Annotated in this window: 18 protein-coding genes and 2 tRNA genes; 14 read left to right on the top strand and 6 right to left on the bottom strand. The window is 46.0% G+C overall.

Annotated elements, in window-relative coordinates:
- Positions 1–3 precede the first annotated feature (3 nt).
- Positions 4–2,016 (bottom strand): 1-acyl-sn-glycerol-3-phosphate acyltransferase, encoded by a 2,013-nt coding sequence (locus tag LEP1GSC047_RS04140; RefSeq protein WP_010414477.1) that lies wholly within the window; start codon positions 2,014–2,016, stop codon positions 4–6.
- A 222-nt stretch (positions 2,017–2,238) separates the two neighbouring features.
- Between LEP1GSC047_RS04140 and LEP1GSC047_RS04135 the strand changes: the two genes are divergently transcribed.
- The 4 genes from LEP1GSC047_RS04135 to LEP1GSC047_RS04120 all read left to right on the top strand — a co-directional run bounded on the left by LEP1GSC047_RS04135 (position 2,239) and on the right by LEP1GSC047_RS04120 (position 5,042).
- The gene (locus tag LEP1GSC047_RS04135; protein ID WP_039934100.1) at positions 2,239–3,231 is read left to right on the top strand and encodes an ATP phosphoribosyltransferase regulatory subunit; all 993 of its coding nucleotides are present in this window, start codon (positions 2,239–2,241) and stop codon (positions 3,229–3,231) included.
- A gap of 61 nt (positions 3,232–3,292) precedes the next feature.
- Positions 3,293–4,567 (top strand): adenylosuccinate synthase, encoded by a 1,275-nt coding sequence (locus LEP1GSC047_RS04130; RefSeq protein ID WP_010414475.1) that lies wholly within the window; start codon positions 3,293–3,295, stop codon positions 4,565–4,567.
- Positions 4,568–4,872: 305 nt separating this feature from the next.
- Positions 4,873–4,945: transfer RNA gene (locus LEP1GSC047_RS04125), tRNA-Lys, on the top strand.
- Between the two features lie 22 nt (positions 4,946–4,967).
- A tRNA-Glu gene (locus LEP1GSC047_RS04120) sits at positions 4,968–5,042 on the top strand.
- Between the two features lie 191 nt (positions 5,043–5,233).
- Here the strand turns inward: LEP1GSC047_RS04120 and LEP1GSC047_RS04110 are convergent.
- A complete protein-coding gene (locus tag LEP1GSC047_RS04110; RefSeq protein WP_010414471.1) occupies positions 5,234–6,103 on the bottom strand; it encodes a TIGR02757 family protein in 870 nt (289 codons plus the stop codon).
- 4 nt (positions 6,104–6,107) lie between these two features.
- Positions 6,108–7,004 (bottom strand): hydroxymethylglutaryl-CoA lyase, encoded by an 897-nt coding sequence (locus LEP1GSC047_RS04105; RefSeq protein ID WP_039934278.1) that lies wholly within the window; start codon positions 7,002–7,004, stop codon positions 6,108–6,110.
- 53 nt (positions 7,005–7,057) lie between these two features.
- On the opposite strand from LEP1GSC047_RS04105, the gene LEP1GSC047_RS04100 reads away from it, so the two are divergent.
- Complete coding sequence (locus LEP1GSC047_RS04100) at positions 7,058–7,825, top strand: ABC transporter ATP-binding protein (protein WP_010414467.1); 768 nt, start codon at positions 7,058–7,060, stop codon at positions 7,823–7,825.
- Position 7,826: 1 nt separating this feature from the next.
- Here LEP1GSC047_RS04100 and LEP1GSC047_RS04095 read toward each other — a convergent pair whose 3' ends face one another.
- Together LEP1GSC047_RS04095 and LEP1GSC047_RS04090 are read right to left on the bottom strand one after the other, a co-directional pair.
- Positions 7,827–8,471: a hypothetical protein gene (locus LEP1GSC047_RS04095; protein ID WP_010414465.1), complete on the bottom strand. Its 645-nt coding sequence runs from the start codon at positions 8,469–8,471 to the stop codon at positions 7,827–7,829.
- Positions 8,472–8,513: 42 nt separating this feature from the next.
- On the bottom strand, positions 8,514–9,557 hold the full coding sequence (locus tag LEP1GSC047_RS04090; protein WP_010414463.1) for a tetratricopeptide repeat protein: 1,044 nt from the start codon (positions 9,555–9,557) through the stop codon (positions 8,514–8,516).
- 74 nt (positions 9,558–9,631) lie between these two features.
- Here LEP1GSC047_RS04090 and LEP1GSC047_RS04085 point away from each other — a divergent pair, with 74 nt between their 5' ends.
- The 7 genes from LEP1GSC047_RS04085 (at position 9,632) to purQ (ending at position 14,578) form a co-directional block, all read left to right on the top strand.
- Positions 9,632–10,180: an ABC transporter ATP-binding protein gene (locus LEP1GSC047_RS04085; protein ID WP_010414461.1), complete on the top strand. Its 549-nt coding sequence runs from the start codon at positions 9,632–9,634 to the stop codon at positions 10,178–10,180.
- A complete protein-coding gene (locus tag LEP1GSC047_RS04080) occupies positions 10,177–10,848 on the top strand; it encodes a heme exporter protein CcmB (protein ID WP_010414458.1) in 672 nt (223 codons plus the stop codon). The genes LEP1GSC047_RS04085 and LEP1GSC047_RS04080 overlap by 4 nt, the downstream gene beginning before the upstream one ends.
- A 9-nt stretch (positions 10,849–10,857) precedes the next feature.
- Positions 10,858–11,586 carry a cytochrome c biogenesis protein CcsA gene (ccsA, locus tag LEP1GSC047_RS04075; RefSeq protein WP_337587467.1) on the top strand — a complete coding sequence of 243 codons (729 nt, stop codon included), beginning with the start codon at positions 10,858–10,860 and terminating at the stop codon, positions 11,584–11,586.
- Positions 11,587–11,704: 118 nt separating this feature from the next.
- Positions 11,705–12,829, top strand: a complete 1,125-nt coding sequence (locus LEP1GSC047_RS04070) for a PP2C family protein-serine/threonine phosphatase (RefSeq protein WP_010414454.1) — start codon at positions 11,705–11,707, stop codon at positions 12,827–12,829.
- Complete coding sequence (locus LEP1GSC047_RS04065) at positions 12,826–13,698, top strand: phosphoribosylaminoimidazolesuccinocarboxamide synthase (protein WP_010414451.1); 873 nt, start codon at positions 12,826–12,828, stop codon at positions 13,696–13,698. The genes LEP1GSC047_RS04070 and LEP1GSC047_RS04065 overlap by 4 nt, the downstream gene beginning before the upstream one ends.
- Entirely contained in the window at positions 13,674–13,922 is a 249-nt protein-coding gene (gene purS / locus LEP1GSC047_RS04060) for a phosphoribosylformylglycinamidine synthase subunit PurS (protein ID WP_010414448.1), read from the top strand. The genes LEP1GSC047_RS04065 and purS overlap by 25 nt, the downstream gene beginning before the upstream one ends.
- The gene (gene purQ, locus LEP1GSC047_RS04055; RefSeq protein WP_010414445.1) at positions 13,919–14,578 is read left to right on the top strand and encodes a phosphoribosylformylglycinamidine synthase subunit PurQ; all 660 of its coding nucleotides are present in this window, start codon (positions 13,919–13,921) and stop codon (positions 14,576–14,578) included. Before purS ends, purQ begins: the two co-directional genes overlap by 4 nt.
- A gap of 44 nt (positions 14,579–14,622) precedes the next feature.
- Here the strand turns inward: purQ and LEP1GSC047_RS04050 are convergent, their stop codons facing one another.
- Positions 14,623–15,603: a DUF2804 family protein gene (locus LEP1GSC047_RS04050; RefSeq protein ID WP_010414442.1), complete on the bottom strand. Its 981-nt coding sequence runs from the start codon at positions 15,601–15,603 to the stop codon at positions 14,623–14,625.
- A 248-nt stretch (positions 15,604–15,851) separates the two neighbouring features.
- Here LEP1GSC047_RS04050 and LEP1GSC047_RS04045 point away from each other — a divergent pair, with 248 nt between their 5' ends.
- The gene (locus tag LEP1GSC047_RS04045; RefSeq protein WP_010414439.1) at positions 15,852–17,096 is read left to right on the top strand and encodes an EAL domain-containing protein; all 1,245 of its coding nucleotides are present in this window, start codon (positions 15,852–15,854) and stop codon (positions 17,094–17,096) included.
- A gap of 96 nt (positions 17,097–17,192) precedes the next feature.
- Positions 17,193–17,954, top strand: a complete 762-nt coding sequence (sufC, locus tag LEP1GSC047_RS04040) for a Fe-S cluster assembly ATPase SufC (RefSeq protein ID WP_010414436.1) — start codon at positions 17,193–17,195, stop codon at positions 17,952–17,954.
- The last annotated feature ends 1 nt before the right edge of the window (position 17,955 follow it).

Raw genomic sequence — 17,955 nt, 5'->3', positions numbered from 1 at the left:
TCGTTATACTCGGGAAAGTCGTTCTTCCATCATTTCCGCCACTTTTCGCACGTCCTTTTTATTGATCACGACTTCGTACGCGGCAAACATGATCGGTACTTGTTCCGGATCGATTTTCATCAGATTCGGCATCACTTTTAATCCGTAAAACCCGTTGGACATCTTTTCGGAAGGATGTCCGTTTGCGATATCATATCCCGTCTTTCTATCCTTGGCATCGGTTCCGAAACAAGAGAGCATGAAATCGGTCAGGCCCGCCAATCCTTGGAATGTTTCCGGCTGTCCTCCCATCTGAACTCCGACTTTCACCATTTCGTTGAAAAAGCGATTCGAAAGATGGAATAGGGAATTATCCACGTTACCGCCTAGAGTCTGATTGAAATAGCCTTCAACGATTCCCATTACAAGAGCATAAATCGTTTTCAGAGCTCCGCCCAATTGAAGCCCCTTATAATCGGTGGGAACAATGGCCGGTCTAGGAAAAATATAACCGGTGGTTAAAAGTTTCTGAACACGCGGGATGAGAGTTTCATTGGCCGCCGCGATTTCAAAACCGGAGATCTTTCTTTCCATAATCTGATCGGGATAGGAAGCGCCCGAAATAACTCCGATTCGATCATCTTCGATTCCTAGAGCCTGTTGAAGATCGTCTAGAATCAGACCCGAACTCGTAAATCCCTTAACTACGTTAAAGAAGGGGGCTTTATTTTTGGTTAAATACGGCTGGAGTTCGGGATAGACCGTGTGGATTTCCCAAGGATTTGTCCCTTGGATGAACAAAGTCGCGTCCCGTAAAGCTTCGGGATCGGAAGTAAACGTAAGATTCGGAGGAAGCTTATAGAGGGAATAGTTTTTTAGATCCCTTCGTTCTTCGTTGGATTGAGACGTGTAAGCGCTATCCGGATGATACACTTGCACCAGGACTTCTTTATTAGCAAGAACGGTCGCTACTGCGATACCCATGCTACTATTTCCGATAACGACGATCTTTTCCTTAGGATCTTTCGGAATTTTGATCAGTTTGTTTTGGTCCCGGGAATCCGCACTGTACAGATTGCGATAAATTCCATGCTGGTGTTTATTCAGATTCTGGCCGACCAGTAGCGCCAAATTATCTATTAAAAACTGTTTTCTGTCGCCATGCTCCGGAAAGGGAAGATGTTCTATACTCTTCGGAAACGTTTGCATTTGTTTCGTAGATAAATCACCCACGAGTACCGGTTTTCCGATTACCAATTTACCCGCGACCTGATTGAATAAAAGGCTTGTGGTCGGCAGTATTTTGTCGGTCTTCTCCAATGAAATTGGAAGTACCACTTTGTTGGCTACATAGTGGTAAACGGTATCCACAAACGGCATGAGACGACCGTCTCTCGAGCGCGTTCCTTCGGGAAAGATCGCTACGATTTTTCCTTCGTTCTGCAGTTTTTGAGAATTGCGGAAGGCTCTCATATTGATCTTAGTCATCAGATCGGAAAGGCTAGGATTATCCGCCATATCTCGCTTGGAGCATACGAGAAGAGTGCCGAACATATACAAACCGAGACGGGTAAAATCCGGTTCGTATGCTAAGCGGCCCGCAATAAATACCAGTTGTTCCGCCACCGCCCGCCCTTCAGGGGACGCATGATATAACAAATGAAAGATAGCCGGAGCATCCAGATGGCTTAAATGATTCGAGATGAGAGTTAACGGATATTTACCGATTAACGGCTTTAAGGCGGCCAGATTTTCGATTCCTTCCACCGTAAAGAATTTCATAATCGGAGAAAGAAACTCGATCATGAATTCCCGGGCTTTTTTTTCCGGAGCCGTATAAACGCCTACTTGTTCTAATGAATTCGGGTCCTTAAATACTTCCATTGCGGGCGGCATGGGAGTGACGGAGGAAAGATATAAAAATTTCTGGAGGATTTTCTTGGCTTCCTCTTCGCTCATTCCGGATCGTTTAAACAGATGAATATTTTCGAAGAATTCTTTCTGCCATCTGCCTAGGGATTGTTCTTTTTCGGCCATACTAAGGATGCCTCTATAATTGAATTTGCGGTTGATCGAGGTTTGGATCGGATTTTTCCGGAATAGATCCTGGCCTTTTATTGGTTTCCAGGGGAAGCCCGAGTTTTCCGGAGAATACTTTCTACTTCCAGAACTCGAATTGTCATTCTATTTTTTGGGAAAAACGATTTGAATTCTATCCTTGTCATCCCGAACTGTATTTTGGGGCTCCGCAAAAATAAGATGACACATAATCCTCCCGAGTTCAGCGAAAAGAAATGGATTCCGGACGGCTTCCATTTTCTGGGGCCGGACGAAAGTCTGGAAAGGCGGAGGCTCCTCGATCGGCTCGGTGACGGACTACGTGGTTTCGGCTACTCCGAAGTTTTTTTACCTTCGTTCGATTACTCTTCTTCCTTTCTTCTTACCGTTTCCGCCGAAGATTCGAGCGCACTCTATCGCTTTAGAGATTCGGACGGAAATGAGATCTCCCCCAGCGTGGATTTGACCGTACAAGCCGTAAAAGGGATGGCCGGTTTTGCGCACCGCAAAGAAAACCAACGTATCTTCTACCAAGGAAAGATTTTTCGGGACTATGGTCGAACGAGCGGATCTAGAAAAGAAATTCTGCAGATAGGTGCCGAAAATCTAGGTGGGTCCGGAAGTTCCGCGATTCTCAGGCTTTTGGAGGAGATCAGTGACCTTTTTTCCGCTCTTTCTCTCTCTTCCCCCTTGACGATCGTTCTCGGAAACGTAAATTTATTTCGCTCCATCGTGGAATCCCTCGGCCTTTCTCCCTTGGAGCAAAGACAATTGTCGTTCTTGCTATACAGAAAAAATCTTCCGGAGATTCGATCCTTCTTAGGTAAAAAAAACGGAGCCAGGATTCTACCGGTTCTGGAGTCTCTCTGCCTCGGTTTCTCTCGGGAAAGCAAGGATCCGGTTTCTTTATTCTCGAATTCTAATCTTCCGGCGGAATCCATCGAAATATTGGCGGAAACCCGCGAGATTCTTTCCTCGATAAAAACCGGATCGAATTTTCGGTATTGCCTGGACTTTACGCTTATTCCGGATTTAGAATACTATACGGGCTTTGTGTTTCAGGGATATTTAGAAGGTTATTCGGAACCGGTCGTTACGGGTGGCGCGTACGATCATCTCTATGAGCTTTTTTCAGGAATACAAAAGGATGCCTGCGGCTATGCAATCAATGTGGATAGCCTAGAAAACGTGTGAAAAACCGATTGAAAACGAATAGTACCTCTTCAGTGCGAACGCACAATAAGGAAAGAATCCTATGCCCGCAACATTAGTAGTCGGAACCCAATGGGGTGACGAAGGCAAAGCAAAAGTAATCGATTATTTATCAAAAGATACGGATATCATCGTACGCTATCAGGGCGGGGCGAACGCCGGACATACCGTCGTGGTCCACGGGAAAAAATACGTTTTTCATTTGGTTCCTTCGGGAGTCATTTACGATCAAACGGTCTGCGTGATCGGAAACGGGGTCGTATTGGATCCCGCGTTCTTTGTGGAAGAATGCGATAAATTGCAGGCGGAAGGATTCCCCGTTTATGAAAAACTTCTGCTCAGCGATTCCTGCCATTTACTTTTTCCGTTTCACGGTTTGATCGATTCCGCAAGGGAGAACAATTGCACTCCGGAGCGTAAAATCGGAACGACTAAGAAAGGAATCGGAATCTGTTATGCCGACAAGATGATGCGGATCGGTCTCCGCGTCGGGGATCTTTTGGAGAACGATTTCGAATCACGTTTAAAACATCTTGTGGACGAAAAGAATTATGAAATCGGCAAGTTGTACGGAATCGAAGAAATTTCCACGAAGGAAATCCTGGATTCTTTGAAACTCTTTCTTTCCAAGGTTCGTAAGAACATTATTAATACGCCGTACTATCTGGAAAATCAACTCAAGGCAGGAAAGAAAATCCTGCTGGAAGGCGCGCAGGGAACGGGTTTGGATGTGGACTTCGGAACCTATCCGTACGTAACCAGTTCCAACCCGACGACAGGCGGAGCCTTTATCGGATCCGGAATCGCTTTCCATCATTTAAAGAGCGTAATCGGAATCACAAAAGCGTATACGACTCGTGTGGGAGAAGGTCCTTTCCCGACGGAACTTCTCGGTGACGAAGGAGAAAAACTTCGGACTTTGGGTGCGGAATACGGAGCCACAACCGGTCGACCTCGCAGATGCGGTTGGTTCGATACGGAAGTCCTGCGTCATGCGGTGCGGATCAACGGTCTTACTTCGATCGCTTTGACGAAGATCGACGTCTTGTCCGCTTACGATAAGATTCCGGTCGCAGTCGCGTACGAAAGGAACGGCAAAAGATTGGAATGTTTTCCTTCTCAAGGACTTGAGGACGTCAAAGTCATTTACGAGGAATTTCCTGGTTGGAAAACGGATATAACCGGGATCGGCGATTTCGATAAATTACCGTCAACCTGTAAGGACTATATCCGAACTTTGGAAAAACTGATCGGAGTCCGCATCGATCTGATCTCTACTGGACCGGATCGCAAGGACACGATCGCTTCCGGTTTTTAAAAAATAAATTCTTTAGTACTAGCGCCAGGGATGCGCAGGGCTTGTCCAACGCGGGGAACTTTTACGATGGTACCCGTTACGTAAGAATCGCGTTGGATGAGGACGACTGTCCGAACCCGTAGCAGCCCGGTCCCGTTCGCAAACGGGAGGCGCCCAAGGAAATTTATTCCGTAAGAGGATCGAAATTTCTTTTTCGTTCAAACATTGCAACGCGAAGTCTCGGCCCTCGAGAAAGATGAGGAAAAAACTCTTTGAAAATCATTTGACTCTCGAGGTCCAAAAAATATCGTGTTCCGTAACGGTCCGAGTCGTTAGCTCAGCTGGTAGAGCACCTCACTTTTAATGAGGTGGTCCTGGGTTCGAATCCCAGACGACTCAGGACCAAAGACAAGTCCGAAAAGCCGCCATCGTCTAGTGGTTAGGACACCAGGTTTTCATCCTGGTAACCGGGGTTCAATTCCCCGTGGCGGTACCACTCGTTTTTCTACGACCTGCATCCCAATCAAATTCAATTTTTATAATATTCTTGCGAAAACTCGGGTTCAAAACGGCCTTTCTTTTTTCGCACGGAATTTCGTCTTCAGTCTCGGGATTTAAGTCGGGGGATTCGCTGCAGACGATCCTCGAGTCTGGGATGAAAAGGAACGATTGCAAGCTTTGCATCATTCATTTTGCGGCGTAAATTCCGCATATATTTTTGACTTCGCAGGTTTCGCATAGATCCGGAATATATTTCGTTTTACATTTTCTCAGTATTCCCAATCTAGATAAGGAAAAGTCCATTCGCAACGGATCATCGGGATAAAGTTTTAAAAAGAAATTCGTGATTTCGCGGGATTTCTTGAAATCGGAGGTTTTCCTTGCGCTGGCTCCGAGAATTTCCGCCAGGCGATTGATATGCGTATCTAGCGGAAATACGAGCTCACGGGGATGAATGGTATCGTACAGTCCCAAATCCGGCGCTTCTTTTCTCACCATCCAGCGCAGATACATGCAATATCTCTTATATGCCGAGGCTTCCTTTCCGGTTCCGATCAGAAAATTAAGGCCGTACGTATTCCATTTTGCACTAATCCGGGAAAGGACATCGCCGAATCTAGATTGAAATCCGGCGATTCTCTTCTCCAACCTCGAGTCGGTTCCTTCCAGAGGCGAAAACCAAGGCTCTAGGTAGGGAGATCCGATCCGTTTCGTTTCTTCATAAGCGATCCGTAATCCTTCCAGGAACAAAAGAATATCCGCCTCTTTTTGAAATCGGTACGGTCCTAATTTTCCTTTCCAAACTCGAGTTCCTTCGGAAAGTAGATATGACTTAGGCTTGTCTCCCATGGGCGTAAGAAGTCGGGAAAGAAATCCGCGGATAGAGGAGACGTTTCCGTAAGCGAATAAGGCCGAAAGAATTCCTACGAATTCCTTATCTTCCGGGGATTTATACAAATAGCAAAGGAATAGGGGGTCGCTGTCCAAAAACTCGGGGCGGGTGTAAGCCTCGTATAGTTTCTGAAAATTTCGTCGTATGCGACTCTCGTAGGCCATTTCCTTAGGAACTAGCCTTTGCTTTCGATGCAATATAGGATCTGGAAGCGAGTTTACGATTCAATACTCCTTCCATAAAGGACGAGGCTTCGATTACCTTATCCAATTCGATTTCGGTTTGAATTTCGGATTTATGCAGGAAATATAATAGATCTTCCGTAGCTAAATTACCGGAGGCGCCTTTTGCGTAGGGACATCCTCCCAATCCGCCCGAAGAGGAATCGAAGGAACGAATCCCCATATCGTACGACTTTTGAACGTTCGCAATTGCCATCCCGTACGTATCGTGAAAATGCCCGGCCAATTTTTCCGCAGGAATTTCCTGCAAGACTGTCTCCAGTAAGGCCTGCACTTCCATAGGGACCGCAGTACCGATCGTCTCCCCTAGGGAAATTTCGTAAGCTCCTAGGTCCAATAAGATCTTGGCGACCTCTAGGACTTTTTTAGGATCGATTTTTCCTTCGTAAGGACAATCGATCACCGTGGAAACATATCCTCTGACTCGAATCCCGTCTTTATTCGCTTCCCTAAAAATCTCCGTAAACCCTTGGATCGATTCTGCGATCGTTCGATTGATATTCCGTTTCGTAAAACTTTCGGAAGCCGCAGTAAAGACCGCGACTTCCTTATAGCCGGCTTCGTTTGCGGCTTGGTAACCTTTTAAATTCGGTGTGAGAGCGCTAAAATTCGTTTTTCCGTTCAAGTTTAAGGAAGCCGAAAGTTCTTTTGCGTCAAAGAGCTGCGGAATCGCTTCCTTCTTAACGAAAGAAGTGGCTTCGATATTTCTAAGACCGGCCTCTTCCAATTTATGTATGAATATCAGTTTATCGGAGGTGGATACGGGTAGGGATTCGTTTTGGAGCCCGTCTCTCGGGCCGACTTCCGTGATTTTGATCGGCATGACTTTAGAGGATTGGTTGTAAGAATTTTGGGCAAGCATTAAACCGGTATGGAATGGAAGCAGCCGATTCGTTTCCTAAGTACGCATTGGAAGTCAAAGGGGTTTCCCTTCGTTCGCCAGACAAAACGTTTCTAAGCGACATCTTCTTGAGAGTGGATGCGGGAGAATTTCTCGCTATACTGGGCCGGTCCGGTTCCGGTAAATCCACTCTGCTGCGCGTTCTTTTGGGCCTTCCATTTCCTTCTTCTTGGTTATTAGACGGAACGGTTCGATTCTTCGGCAAAAAGAAGTCCTTTCATCCTGCTCGGACCATCCAACCCGTTTTTCAAGATTCCGCTTCGAGCTTTAATCCCGTTTGGACGATGGAGGCCAGCCTTTCGGAGCCTTTGCGTCTGTTTCGAGAAGAGAACGAGTATTCTTCTTTATTGCAAAAGTGGTTACCTGTACTCGGGCTGGAAGAGAAAGATCGGAATCGATTGCCTTCTTCCTTTTCGGGAGGTGAATTGCAAAGATTCGCTCTTCTTAGGGCGCTTGTCTGTCGTCCGAAAATTCTTCTTTTGGACGAGGCGACTTCCGCATTGGATCCGATTTTAAATTCCGAAGTGCTCTCCGCTTTGTCCAGATTGCGAAAGGAGGAGGGGACGACGATACTCTGGGTGACGCATAACGTAAAATCCGCGTCTAAATTCTGTACTCGAATAGGAGTGATGGATGCAGGGAAATTAGTGGAAGAAGGACCAAGTAGGGAAATTTTCCTCAATCCCCGGGAGAAGGAAACGCGGCTTTTATTCGCGGCTTCCCCCGGAGAAGGTAGAAAATAGTTTAGAATTCTATATCGCGCAAATTCTTTCTATCTTTATTGTCTTTATAGAGAGCCAATAGCACGTCTATGCGATAGATCGAAGAGCGTAAACTAGTTTCGAGTAGTCGTAACGCACGGATTTGATTTTCGAGGGACATTTCGTTGAGAAGAGTTTTCTCGGTTTTTTCGAAAACTTCATGAGTCACTTCACTCTGCTTTAAGCTAGCAGGGTTGAAGACGATCTTCTTATTCTCGAACATGACCTCGTAATAGATCCGTTTACTTTTGGAGGCAAGGGTGATGTCTTTCACCTTTCCGCTTTCAAATTGAAACATGATGTACTTGAGCAAATTGCTCTCGTATCCGTCCTGCACCTGAAAGGGGATGTCCTCCGTGACGATGGTTTGGCGCTTCTCATATTCCGGCTTCAGAACCACGAGTATCTCGTGCTTGCGTTCCAAATCTTTTAATCGTTCGCTGATCGTGGCTTCTAACCCGCCGATGATTTTGCGAAGAGATTTGGTGTATTCGCTGGTTTCGTCCTGAAATACGTCCGACTGGCTGACCTTCTGTTTTTCTTGGGCCGCAAGCGGAAGTACAAATAAGAGAGTCGCCAATGCGAAAAGCCTGGTTTGGTTTTTCATCGGTTCCTCCGACCCAAGCATGCGCTATTTCCGCCCGAATGCCAAGTCTTTTTCGGAACCGACTTATTGTTCCTTTTCCGCTTCCTCGTCCAAAGCTTTTATTTCCGCAAATCGTTTAGCCAGGTCCCTGCGCCGCTCTATGATTTTTGAGGAGAATTCGGTAAAGAAAGGATCGTTAGGATATTTCAGTAATTCCTCGTATTGCTTTGCAGCCGTGACATAATCGCCGATACGACTCGCAGTTTCCGCGAAGTAAAAATGAAACTTCTTATTGTAGGATCGCTGATTCCCTTGGTCGTCGTGGAGATCCGTGTTTCGAAAGATTTTATATGCATAATAATCCCGGCCACCCATGAGTTCCAAGCGGGCCAATCCTAATTTTGCATCGGGACTATTTTGATCGATGGTCAGGGCTTTCTGGATATAGATCTTTGCCCTATTTTTCAAATCGGTCTTAATATAATGCTCCGCTAATAGTATCAAGGCTTCGGTTTGAAACGCATTTCGTTCCACCGCTTTCTTGTAAAATAGGACGGCTTGGAAAGGCTCGTTCAGGAGTTCGGAAAGCACTCCCATATGAATGTAAGTTCTATAATATTGAGGGACTTCCGCGGTTGCGTATTCGAATTGCAGAACCGCTTTTTGGTAGTTCTTATTGATATGGTATGCTCTACCTAGATTATACCGAAAGGCAAAAAAGGCGGGATCGAAACGCACTCCCGCTTCCAACATTCTGATTGCGATACTTCGCTTTTGGGAATCGGCGGTTTGTATCAGTTGAACCGCTTCATTATTGAAGAGGCCGCTATTTTGAATCTGCTTTCCTTCGAATTCGAAAGTTCCCTTGGAGGGAGGAGGATCTCCCTTCCAGTTTCGTCCTGCGGCTAGAATAAAGTCCTGATCCGTACGGAGCAAGCTGCCGTCTTGGTAGAACTCCGGATCTAATAAGTCGTTTTCTCCCCAGAGAACTCCCGCATATTCTTTCCCACCGATTTTAAATTGCCCCCGAAGTTCCGATTGAGGGAGGAGAAATGACAGGAAGCTGGCTCCAAGTAAGGAGAAATTTATGCCTTGTAAAATCGCTTTTCTGACCCAAATTGTCCCCATTGGCTGGCACACAAACAATCTCTCCCGTCCTGGAATGTTCGGGATTCTCCTATAGTATCGGACGAAAGTCCATTTTGAAGAACGTATCCTTCTCGGTTTTTCCGGGGGAAGCTCTGCTCGTAAGAGGAAGAAACGGGGCCGGAAAAACGACTCTATTACGCTCGGTTCTTCATCACGGAAAATTCGGTTCGAATTTCCGGTTTCAGTCCCAGGCTCATCCGAAGATTTCCTATCTCGGGCATGAGTTGGGTTTATATACCACGCTTAGTTTGGAGGAAAATTTGGAATATTTTAGGGGAATCTCGGGAACGTTTCGGGATTCGTCCGAGATAGAAACTTGGTTGAAAGAATTTCGGTTATGGAATCGGAGAAACGATCCCGTTTCTTCCTATTCGCGCGGGATGAAACAGAAGGCGGCCGTTATCAGAACACTGGCTCCGGTTTCCGACTTATACTTGTTAGACGAACCCCTTACCGCTTTGGATGGAGAGGGTGCAATCGCCGCAAAAACGCTTTTAGAATCCGTCTGCAGAGAATCTGCGATGTTGCTTGTGACTCATGACCCCTCGTTTGTTTTACGAGTTCCGACCGGAATTCTGGAATTGGGGGAGCCTAACAAATGAAAGTCTTCTTTTCTTTGGCAAAGAAGGAACTCCGGCTAATGGGGAGAGCGAGCAATGGGATTCTTTCTTTGGTCGTGCTGGTTTCCGCGATCGTTTTCCTATTTCATTTCGCATTGGAGAGAAACGGGAAGATGGATCGGGTCACTCTCATCGGTTTAAAGTGGGCCGTGCTATTCGTCGCGTCCTTCGTACTCGTAGGACAGTTTACTTGGGAGGAAAGAGAAGGAGGTGGAGGAACTGCCAGCAGACTGTTTCTGTCTCCCTGGATCCTTTTTCTTTCCAAATCGTTTTTGGTTTTTATCGCGCTTTCTAGTACGGGAATTTATCTCCTAGGATTGTTTGCACTTTTCTTTTCGGCATTCCCTTTGGATATTGCCGAATTCGGAAACCAATTGGTATTTTTTTTGCCGGGAATTCTCTCTCTCTCGTTCTTAGGTGTCGGGCTCTCTCATATCAGTCTTTCTTCCCGATTAAAAGAAATTCTATTGCCTTTATTGCTAGTGCCGTTTTCGATTCCGGTTTTTTTGTACGGAATGGAAGCGGAACGAAAACTCGCGAGTCAGCCCCTTTCCACGCTGATGGGATCGCTCGGGTTGCTTTTGGCCTTTTCCGCTTTTTACGCTTCCATGGGTGCCTTGCTTGTGGAAATGACTTCGGACGACGAGTAATTCTACTTGATCCTACAAAACGACCGAAACAAGCTTCATAGGAGTATGACTGTTCGTCTCTCGAATGCGATCTGGGATTGGATTCTCGGCCTCGTATTTTTCGTATTCTTTCCGTTTTCGGTACTTTTGGGTCTATATTATCCCGCTACGATTTTGGATCAGGGAGTTTCCCATCGGATTTTTTATTTTCACGTCCCGGTCGCTTGGGTCGCGCTCTATGGTCCGGTCATTTCCTCCTGTTGCGCGGTCGTTTATTTATGGAAAAAAGAACAAATCTGGGACACTCTTTCGCTTTCCGCGAATAAGATCTCGTTGCTGTTCGCTGTAGGAGTTCTTTTTTCGGGACCGATCTGGGCGTACAGTGCTTGGGGAACTCCCTGGGATTTTACGGATGCCCGGTTACAATCCTTCTTTGTTCTAGTTTTGAGCCTAGTCGCGTATTTTCTACTGAGAGGACTCGTCCTGGATTCCTCTAAAAAATACGTTTTTTCCTCTTTCTTGAGTTTAATCTGCACTGCGAACGCGATTATGACCTGGGGCGCCATTCGTTGGGTGGAAAATCCCGGCAATCATCCGGAATCCGTGCTCGGGAAAGGAGGAATGGATCCCGATATGAAGGCGGCATTTTGGGCGGGAGTACTCGGATATCACCTTCTTTTTCTCGTATTGTATCGACTTGTTTATAGACTGGATAAAACTTTTGCAATCAGAGAGGAGCTCCCTCTCGACGAGGAATAAAGATAGCATCCATGCTGCTATCCTGTAGAGTCGAAATCGAATCCAAACGACCGGTTAATTTCCAATTCGGAGAGCGAGCAATTTCCAAACTATGTCAACGGCAACAAATACAGAAAGCATGCTGAAATATTCCGAGTACGCCGTTCTTGCGGTCGATGACTCGGACATTAATTTGAAACTACTCGTTCATACACTGAGGCCTCTCGGATTTCAGGTCTTCACCGCAATTAATACCGAGGAGGCTCGGGCGATTTTAGCCACGAACCATGTGGACATTTTGCTTCTCGACGTAAGCATGCCCGGGCAGGACGGATTCTCCTTTTGCAAAGAACTACGGGAAATCGATCGGTTTAAACTTTTGCCGATCCTGTTTATCACCGCTTATAATCGCGAGTTGGGTTTTGACGAGGCGATCGCTCATGGTGGAGACGATTTTCTCCACAAACCGTTTCAGCCCAAGGAACTCGTGGCGAAAATTCGGGCATTCATTCGAATCAAGAATCTTCAAGACGAGCTGATGCAGCAAAAGAAGAAATACGAAAAAGAACTCGTAATGGCTCGGCGGGTTCAACAGGAACTCGTTCCTGAAAAGTCCTTGGTATGGAACGGTATTCGAGTTAATTCCATCTTTCATCCTTTGATGCAAATCGGCGGAGATTTTATAGATGCATGGGTCGAAGACGAAAAACTTCACTTGTTCATCGCCGATTGTTCCGGACACGGACCTTCCGCGGCATTATTATCCGCGATGGTAAAGATGCAGGTCTCCAATTTGGGAAAAATATCCGGCCTCGAGGATAAGGTCGCGAATTTAAGGGCGCAGTTGGAAAAGATTCTACCCGAAGATTTTTCCGTCACATTCTTTTACGGAATTCTAAATGAGGATCGGGTATTCGAATACGCGAATGGAGGACATCCTCCTCCATTACTTTATAAGAATGGTCAAGTGGAAGAATTGCCCGGTATGGGGCCGCTGATCATTCCGATCGATCTTGGCACTCACGACGAATTTAGAAAGATCACCTTCGAACCCGGTTTTTCGCTGTTATTATATACGGATGGCGCCACCGAAATTACGGACAAAGATTATAATATTCTAGGGGAGGAGAATCTGAGAAAGATTTTTCAAGAAGCGGTGGATTCCGGTCAAGATATTCTAACTTTTTGTCTGGATAAGATTCTTGCTCATTCCAATAATTTCACTCATGATGACGACATTGCGCTGGTGGTGTTGCAAGGATGACGAGACTTCCAAAGCCCAACTATACGGGCAAGGTGAGGGACGTATTCGATCTGGGAAACGAACTCATCTTACTTTCCACCGATAGAGTCTCCGCCTTCGATATGGTATTTCGGCAGACGGTCCCGGACAAAGGAAAAGTTTTAAATAGAATTTCTGCGGAATGGTTCCGTTTTTTTAAGGATGTTCCGAATCATATCATAACGACGGACGTTTCTAGATTCCCGGCTCCGTTTCGGGATTTCCCGGAGGAATTGGACGGTCGCTCGGTGCTCGTGAAGAAATGCAAGCGAATCGATTTCGAATGCGTCGTTCGGGGGTATCTTTCCGGCTCGGGCTGGAAGGAATATAAGCAGGAGGGAACTCTTGCCTTCAAGAAACTACCTTCCGGTTTATCGGAGTCGGATAAACTTTCCGAGCCGGCTTTCACGCCTGCGATTAAAAACGATAGCGGGCATGACGAAAATATTTCCGAAAAAAGAATGGAGGACGAGATCGGAACGGAGCTCTTCGACATTCTTAAGGAAAAATCGATTTCCATCTACAGCCGTGCGGCCGAACTGGTAGGTAAGGCTGGGATTCTGCTCTGCGACACTAAATTTGAATTCGGGATTCTGGACGGGAAAGTCATCCTAATCGACGAGATTCTGACTCCGGATTCGTCAAGGTATTGGTCGGTCGAAACCTATAAGAAAGGGACTACGCCTCCCAGTATGGACAAGCAGATCCTCCGAAATTATTTGGAAAAGTCCGGTTGGAACAAACAGCCGCCTCCGCCGGATTTACCGGGAAGTTTGATTTTGGAACTTGCCTCAGCTTATAAGGAATTACAGGACCGGTTACTGCAATGTTTATCGCAAGAATTAACGTAACTTTAAAAGAATCCGTTCTGGACCCGCAAGGTAGTACGGTAAAAACGACTCTTACGGAACTGGGAGAAAATTCGGTGCAGGACGTTCGCGTCGGAAAATACATCGAGGTTAAACTCGATTCTCCCGACATCGAATCGGCCAAGAAAACGGTCGAGAGACTTTGCGAGAAATTACTAGTCAATCACGTCATCGAAACCTATCGCTCCGAGATTATTCCTGCATGAAGGCTGCGGTCATAACGTTCCCCGGTTCGAATTGCGATAACGATATCGTTACGGTACTTCAAACTTTTTATTCGGCTCAGGTGGATAAAATCTGGCACAAGGATCAGTTTTCGGAGAAATACGAAATCGTAATTCTCCCCGGCGGATTTTCCTACGGCGATTATCTTCGCTCCGGTGCGATGGCTCCTTTTTCTCCGGTTATGCAATCCGTGAAGGCGCATGTCTCGCGTGGAGGAAAACTATTCGGAATTTGTAATGGGTTTCAAATTCTAGCGGAAGCGGATTATTTGCCTGGCGCTTTGATCCGCAATCGAAATCTAAAATACGTTTGCAAGACCGTCGGACTCAAAAAGGCTTCCGAAGCGAATAAGATCACCGGTAAACTTCCGGAAACTCAGGTACTGAGAGTTCCGATCGCCCACGGGGACGGTTGTTATTTTGCCTCGGAAGAAGTACGCAAACAATTGAAGGAAGAAGGCCGGATTCTTTTTCTATACGCGGGTGAAAATCCGAACGGCAGTTTAGACGATATCGCGGGAATTTGCTCGCCCGACTTTAAGATCGCAGGCATGATGCCTCACCCGGAACGGGCCATGAACGAGGTAACCGGAGAAATGGACGGTAAAGTCGTTCTGGATTTAATTTTGAATTCATAGATCGTCGCTCAGGTTTGCGGGGTCGGACCGGAGGAATGATTCGATCAATCGGAGGATTTCGATACGATTTCTTCCCAAATTCCGATGCCGTCTTTTAAGCTTTCTTTTTTGTTCTTCGTTTTTATCCAACCGTCGGCAGTGAATACCGTTTTACGAAATTTACCGTTTCCCCAGGTCGTCGGTCGCTCGAAACTTGCTTCTACTGCAGGCTCTAGTTCGATCTTAAACGACGAATCGGAATCGGTGAGAATTTTCTTCTTACCCATGGCTGCCGAATGAATTTGTCCGAGGGACTCCAGGATTCCGTCCCGCCAGAGAAAGGCATTGCCGTCCTGAGAAATATGAAAGTGAATTCTTTTTTTTCCGCCGGTTCCGGCGTAGATCCGACTTTCCAAAGGGAATGCGAATCCCGAATACCCTTTCGATACCGAGTAAGCGAGAGTTTGGTCGTCCATGGATACCGATAAGTCGTTCCAGGCTAATTGACCTTGAACTGGGAGGTCGGAGGAATGAGTCGTAAAAAACCAATCCTTACCGGAAGGCTCTATGCTTGAAAACGGTAAGGATTTGGATTTGCTTCCCGTTTGAACCAGGGCATCTAACTGAAAATTCAAATCCCTTTCCCAGACTGCGGAATGCGTATAACCTTGGTGGATCGTATCGTCTAACCGAAAGTTAAATCGGTAATTATCTTTGGTAAAACTCCAGTAGCCGTCTCTAAACGTTCCTTGCTTTAAGAACGAGTTGCTCCCCGTACCTTGAATTTGGATTTCTCGCACGGAGCCGTTCTTTCGATTCCAGAGGAATAGGCTGGCGCCCGAACGAAAAACGGTTTTATAAATGCGAAGCTCCAAGAAGACGGTTTCGCTCAAAATATCGACCAAAACCGAATCGACGGATCTCAGGCTGGAAAAGAGTCCCGCTTTATATTCCCTAGAGTTATCGATCATTATGGAACCTGAAAACGTCCCGAATAGCGGCTCGAGGGTGGAAGGATGAAGAAGAGATCCGACAGGTTCTTTCATAAAAGTTTTATCGACTTTTCCTTGTTAGTCTAGCTTTTGATAAACAAACGCGACATTCTACGCCGAATGGATTAGTTCATCACCGGATTTTTAGACGCACTGAAAAGAAACGATTCTACTCTCGCAAATCCATACAACGAAAAAACCGGGGAAATTTTCCTTCCTTTCGCCCTTTTCTCGACTCCTCCGGAAAGGAAATATGCTTGTAGACTCGCTTCTATCGGTTTCTACTAGCGCTGGAATTCCCCATGCTTGCAGAATACGAGTCCCATCAAATTCTCTCATTAGGGGAAGGTTATTATTCGCCTCACTACCAGCCCATCCTGGATGTCGGGAACCGCAATATCGTAGGCTACGAAGTTCTGGGTAGAGTGCTTTCCCCCGAGACTAAGGAATATCATTCGCTCGGATATCATTTTCACAATCCTGATACGGATGCCGTTAGATTGGTTCATATCGATCGGATCATTAGAGAAAAGGCGATAAAACATCTAAAAGACACGGGTCTTAAAACGAAGATGTTCTTAAACATGATGCCCAACTTTCTTTCTATGGTATATAGCGGAGAAGTGTTGGATATCAAACGACTTCATATTTTACATTTGATCGACAAATATGATATTAATCCGACGGATATGGTTCTTGAAATTACGGAGGACAAATTTGAAGGAAATATCGAAAAGCTTTTGTACATCGTAAGCGTTTTCCGGGAAAGAGGCATTAAGATCGCCGTCGACGACCTAGGTGTCGGTTTTTCCAATCTGGAACGCATCGGTTATATCCATCCGGATATCATGAAAGTGGATATTAAGATCATGAGAGAGAGTCTGAATCGGCGATCTTTCAAGAATGTGTTGGCTGCCATTTCCGAGATGTCCCAGCGACTAGGATCCCAGCTTTTATTCGAGGGAGTGGAGACGGAGGAAGAGTTGTATTTGGCTCTTTCCATGGGGGCGAATTTATTGCAGGGGTTCTATTTTTCCAAACCCGCGCTGGATTTCCAAGATAAGAAGAGATTTAATAAAACTCTAAAGAACTCCCTGGAGAAGTTTTCGGGGCTACGATTCTTGGAGATTGTCGAGAACCTGAAGAAGCAAAAATTATTTTCCGACGAATTTTTAGAAATCTTTAAGGACGTGGAAAACGGAAGTCTAGACGGCCTAACGAAAGGACTGGAAGAACATTTATCCGCCCTTCCCAAGGAAGTTAGTTCCGTGCTTGTTTGCGACTTGCAAGGTTATCAAGTTACGCCTACGTTTCAACGGGATTCGTTCGAGGTGCCTTGGATCAAGCTTTTGACCGAGATAGGAAATAATTACGCGTGGAAGCCTTTCTTCATTCATCATAAGGCGGAATCGTTTCATTCCAATCGATTATGGGGATTTACGGAGCCCATTCACGATATAGATACCAAACGACAATATGTCTTATTTACCCTTACTCTAGGATCGAACTACGTTTTGGTTTTACGATTGAATTGGGAGCTATTCTAAAACCCGCCGTTTCTAGGTCGCAGGCCGTTCTCGGTCCTTCTTTCCTATTGATCTCCGCCTATAGAATAAAAACATAGTCCCAAGCAGGAGTCTTAAGTGGCGGAAAACCTACGTATTGTCGGTCTGCGGGCGGGAATCGAGACCGAATCCGGAGAAACCCAGGAAATCCTAAAAGGAGTCGACCTAGTAATCAACGACGGCGAAGTCCATGCCATTATGGGTCCGAACGGCTCCGGTAAAAGCACCTTATCCAACGTTATTATGGGTCACCCGAAATATAAGATTTTATCCGGGGATATCCTTTTTAAGGGCGCTTCGATTCTGGAAAGTTCCACGGACGAAAGAGCTCGTGCCGGTATTTTTCTTTGCTTTCAATATCCGACCAGTATTCCGGGAGTTACGATCGGAAATTTTCTTAGGACGATACTGAAATCGGTCAGAGGAAAAGATCTACCGGTAAAAGAATTCCGTAAAGAATTGAAGGACGCGATGGCCTCCCTCGATGTTCCAGATTCTTGGGTAGCTCGCTACGTTAACGACGGGTTTTCCGGCGGCGAAAAAAAGAGGAATGAAATTCTCCAGATGGCCCTCTTAAAGCCGAAGCTTGCCGTCTTGGACGAGACCGATTCGGGATTGGATATAGACGCCCTGCGGATTATCAGCGAAGGGATCAATCGGAGTAAATCCGCCGATCGATCCATCCTTCTAATAACTCATTACCAAAGAATGCTTAATTACGTCACTCCGGACTTCGTGCATGTGTTTGCTCAGGGAAGAATCTTAAAAACCGGAGGGAAAGAACTTGCTCTCGAGCTGGAAGAGAAAGGATATGATTGGATTCTCTCAGGAACGAATTGAA

It is taken from the genome of Leptospira inadai serovar Lyme str. 10 (genome assembly GCF_000243675.2).
Taxonomy (GTDB): Bacteria; Spirochaetota; Leptospiria; order Leptospirales; family Leptospiraceae; genus Leptospira_B; species Leptospira_B inadai.
This window is presented reverse-complemented; position numbering and strand designations above follow the sequence as displayed.